Genomic DNA, 3,443 nt, shown 5'->3' with positions numbered 1-3,443 from the left:
GCAAACTGCGATGCTCCACCACCCGGATCACCAAACTCGTCCAGGCCGTCCTCACCCTGCATCTGACCAGCTCAGAACAATGATGGAAAAGGCTCAATATCAGCGCTTTGAATGGCCGTCTGGTGTCTTCGACGGCCCCTTCGGCTGCGGGGCCGACGAACCCTATTCATCGGTACCTCATAGATTCCTACGGCGGGACGTGGGACCGGCTTAGTCAGCTGAACCCGCCCACTCATCCCCCTGGACAAACCACCTCCGCGCGCGTAGACAGGGGGACCCAATCGAGTGCAGCTCCGCCGGCCCGCCAGAGCAATCACGGCGACGCGCCGGGGCCCAGACGAGGGCCTCGTAGGTAAGCTGCTGACGTTAAGGAGAGCTCTGTGGTGGCCGTACCCATCACCTGCCGGGTACGGCCATCTGACGTGAAGTGCCGCCGCTGTATTAGCTAACGACTACCTGGGGCTCGCCCGGTGTCTCCGGCTTCTCCATCTCCTCGGCGATCTTCAGCGCTTCTTCGATGAGGGTTTCCACGATTTTCGACTCTGGCACCGTCTTGATGACTTTGCCTTTCACGAATATCTGGCCCTTGCCGTTGCCGGAGGCCACACCGAGATCAGCCTCGCGGGCTTCCCCGGGGCCGTTGACGACGCAGCCCATGACTGCGACGCGGAGCGGCACATCCATGCCTTGAAGGCCTGCTGACACCTCGTCAGCGAGTTTGTACACGTCGACCTGGGCTCGGCCGCAGGACGGACACGACACGATTTCCAAGCGCCGCTGCCGCAGGTTCAGCGACTCCAGGATCTGGATGCCCACCTTGACCTCCTCCACCGGAGGCGCCGAGAGCGATACGCGTATGGTATCGCCGATGCCCTCGCTCAGCAGTGCGCCGAAGGCAACGGCGGACTTGATGGTGCCCTGGAAGACAGGGCCGGCCTCCGTGACACCCAGATGGAGCGGGTAGTCACACTCGGCGGCAAGCTGTCGATATGCATTGACCATTACTACTGGGTCGTGGTGTTTGACTGCAATCTTGAAGTCCCGGAAGTCGTGCTCCTCGAACAGGGATGCCTCCCACAGTGCGGATTCCACCAGAGCTTCGGCTGTTGCCTTTCCATACTTCCGCAACAGGCGCTTGTCCAGTGATCCTGCATTGACGCCGATCCGCAGGGATGTGCCGGTTTCCCTGGCAGCCTTAGCGATTTCCGCTACCCTGTCATCGAACTGTTTGATGTTACCCGGGTTTACGCGTACTGCCGCGCATCCCGCGTCGATCGCAGCGAAGACGTACTTCGGCTGGAAGTGAATGTCTGCGATCACCGGAATCTGAGACTTCTTCGCGATCGTAGCCAGGGCATCGGCGTCGTCCTGGGTCGGTACCGCCACCCGTACGATCTCGCAGCCGGCAGCCGTCAACTCCGCAATCTGTTGTAGAGTCGGTCCGACGTCCGATGTACGTGTCGTCGTCATTGACTGCACCGACACCGGCGCGTCTCCTCCGACTGCCACTGAACCGACCATCACCTTTCGGCTGGCCCTGCGTTCGGCCAGCTTGGCAGGAACAGATGGTGCTTCGAGGGAAACTTTCTTCATCGCATAACCCCACACTGTCGTTCCATGACGCCCGTGTTCTTGCGGGCACTGTCACCGAGACAACGGCGCCAGTGTGGTGAGGGTTCACTCAGGTACTCTGGCCTGTCCTGAAATCTGTACATGGGCGATCAAGCTGACGCAATAGCGATCCCGGGCGCGAGTGTCCACCACTCCCGGCGGAGGACGACGTTTTCGGCTTCGTGTTCACATGTAACCCGGGATTCGACATGTTGCGCTCAAAACGGCCTGCGCCAACCACTTCGAGGTCCGCGCCTGGCGCGGCTGGCGCCTCCAAGTCACCCTCGACACTCGTTGTCGGCCGGGGTGTTGAAGGCCGAGCGGGTGCTGCTGGTGGCCGTGTACAACTGTAGGCGATGGCGCGCCGGGTGCTCCAGCGGCTCGGCCTGCTGCTCGTGCTCGAGCCGGTCCGCGCCTCGCAGGACGCCGTCGAGTGGCTGTGGATCGTGGACGGCGCCCTCGTCCCGGTCCGCGACCGCAGGGTCGGCGCGTCCTCGCGTAACTGCCGGTTGTCGGCGAATGTGCAGGTCATCGTGGACGCCGAGACACGTCTGGTGGTGGCGACCGCCCGTCCGGTGCCCGACAACACGGCAGACGCAAAAGCGTGGCGGGACTCCGTCCTGGCCCAGCGCGGCGAAGGCACGACGGTCCTCGGCGACGGCGCCTACAACAACACCGGTCTGATCGTCCCGCACCGCAAACGCCCCGGACGACACTGCTGAAGGGCGAGGAGGAGAACAACGCGCAGCATCGCAAGACCCGCGCCCGTGTCGAGCACACCTTGAGCCTCTTTCATCCTGAATAGCTGCAGGTCAGCAGCGTGTGGATGGCCTGGACGATGGTGCTGATGCGGCGGGTGGAGCTTCTGGCTCGCCGGAGCAGTCGCCTGGACTTCAGCTGTGCGAGGGCGCGTTCTCCCGGTGCTCTGAGTCGGGCGTGGTCGCGGTTGGACTGCTGGTAGTGGGCGGGCTGTTCGCGGTGGTGGTAGGAGGGGGTGCGGACGGTGGCGCCGGCGCCCTGGTGGGCGCGGTCGGCGAGGACGAGGATCTGCCGGGTGGGGCAGGCTTGGACGATGCCGTGGGCACGGGCAGCGGTCAGGTCGTGGGTGCGGCCCGGCGTTGCGCGGGAGAACCAGAGCGGTGTGCCATCGGGCCGGGCGATGACCTGCACGTTCATGCCGTGCCTGTTGTGTTTTTGCGAGTAGTACGGCTCGTCCGCGGCGATGCGGTCGGTGGGGATCAGGGTGCCGTCAACGATGACGTGGTCGCCCTCACCGGGGCTGGTGAGGGCTTCGTGCAGGCCGGGCGCCCAGGAGGTCAGTACGTCCAGGGCCTCGTCGACGTATGGCCAGGCGGTGGCCTGGGATATCCCGAGACCAGCTCCGGGCTGCGAGAACGTCTCGTTCTTACGCAGGTGGACCAGCGTGAGCAGGCCTGTTTGAAGCAGCCGGGCTTGCGCCAGCGGGTGTTGCGGGCCCGGCGATGCTCGTAGAGCAGCCAGGCGACATGCCCGACGAGCTCAAACGGGACATCGAGGATCGCAGGATACGGAACCAGCAGGGCCCCTTTCGGTCGCCGGTGTGTTGAGTGGGATCACCACGCCAACGACGAGGGGCCCTGGCTCGTCGCCACACCCTCTGACCAGACCCACTTCACCCTCTAGCACAGGATGGAAGAGGCTCAGTGAACCCTTCTCATCCTGATCGCCAGGCGGTCTCGATGGCGTGAACGGCGGCGATGGTCCGGCTGATCCGGTTCGGGCTGCAGCGGGCTTTGCGGAAGATCCGCCATTGCTTGAGGCGGGCGAAGGCTCGCTCACCGGGCGCCCTCAGC

At 64.3% G+C, this 3,443-nt stretch carries 1 protein-coding gene and 3 pseudogenes; 2 read left to right on the top strand and 2 right to left on the bottom strand.

Annotated features, from left to right (window positions below; genetic code table 11):
- Positions 1-83 (top strand): annotated as a pseudogene (locus tag ACZ6IM_RS42410) (IS5/IS1182 family transposase); the annotation flags it as partial.
- Positions 84-441: 358 nt separating this feature from the next.
- On the opposite strand, the gene ispG reads toward ACZ6IM_RS42410, so the two are convergent.
- Positions 442-1,593 carry a flavodoxin-dependent (E)-4-hydroxy-3-methylbut-2-enyl-diphosphate synthase gene (ispG, locus tag ACZ6IM_RS42405; protein WP_319218675.1) on the bottom strand — a complete coding sequence of 384 codons (1,152 nt, stop codon included), beginning with the start codon at positions 1,591-1,593 and terminating at the stop codon, positions 442-444.
- A gap of 383 nt (positions 1,594-1,976) precedes the next feature.
- Between ispG and ACZ6IM_RS42400 the strand changes: the two are divergent.
- Positions 1,977-2,395 (top strand): annotated as a pseudogene (locus tag ACZ6IM_RS42400) (transposase family protein); the annotation flags it as partial.
- An 8-nt stretch (positions 2,396-2,403) separates the two neighbouring features.
- On the opposite strand, the pseudogene ACZ6IM_RS42395 reads toward ACZ6IM_RS42400, so the two are convergent.
- A pseudogene (locus ACZ6IM_RS42395) lies at positions 2,404-3,210 on the bottom strand (transposase family protein).
- Between the last annotated feature and the right edge of the window lie 233 nt (positions 3,211-3,443).

The sequence above is a fragment of the Streptomyces sp. NPDC042336 genome (assembly GCF_055581985.1).
The sequence above is the reverse complement of the archived record's forward strand: the minus strand, read 5'-3'. Positions and strand labels throughout refer to the sequence as shown.